Annotated in this window: 2 protein-coding genes; both read left to right on the forward strand. The window is 54.4% G+C overall.

Annotation, left to right across the window (positions count from 1 at the left end):
* Positions 1 to 160 (forward strand): integrase core domain-containing protein (locus JK635_RS05900; protein ID WP_202653062.1); only part of this gene is annotated, 160 nt, incomplete at its 5' end.
* Between the two features lie 211 nt (positions 161 to 371).
* A partial coding sequence (locus JK635_RS05905; RefSeq protein WP_202653063.1) for a sensor histidine kinase occupies positions 372 to 688 on the forward strand: 317 nt, incomplete at its 3' end.

The raw sequence follows: 688 nt of genomic DNA on the forward strand, positions 1-688 counted from the left end.
AGTCTACCTGCGTGCCTACGAGACAGTCAGCGCAGCGCGCAGCGGGATAGCACGCTATATCGACTTCTACAACAGCCGACGGCCCCACAGTTCGCTTGACGGCATCACGCCAGATGCGTTTTACTTTAAACCCCTGCCAGCTATGCAAAGCGCGGCATAGGGAAATGGGCAAAACCCATCATCAGCAAGGTCCCGCTTAAAACCCGGCACTTTCTGTCCAAGCAAATGGGGCCACCTCTGCTGCTGACGCAATCCTCGATTGCCTTGCTAAACAGCCGGCATGGTCTGATCTGCCAGTCATTGTGCTGAGCAGCAACAGGGGGAAAACGAGCTCCTCTGAGCGGTGGAACTATTTTCGCCAGTTTGGCAATGTGACGGTGCTTGAACGGCCACTTTCAAGGGAAGCGCTCAACATTACGCTCGAAGCGGCAGCTCGAAACCGTGCATGGCAGTATGTAGTAAAAGAACAAATGTTGTCCTTGGAGTTGCAAAATAACCAACTTGAGGACAAGGTGCGCGAACGGACGCGAGCTTTGCATGCGGAAACGGACGAACGCAAACGGTATGAAGGTGCGCTTAATGAGGCGCGCCGACTGGAAGCGATTGGCCGACTGACGGCTGGAGTCGCCCATGACTTTAACAACCTACTCCAGGTCATCGCAGGAGCTTGCGAACTTCTTCCATATGC

This window comes from Neobacillus paridis (assembly GCF_016765675.1).
Classification (GTDB): Bacteria; Bacillota; Bacilli; order Bacillales; family Cytobacillaceae; genus Neobacillus; species Neobacillus paridis.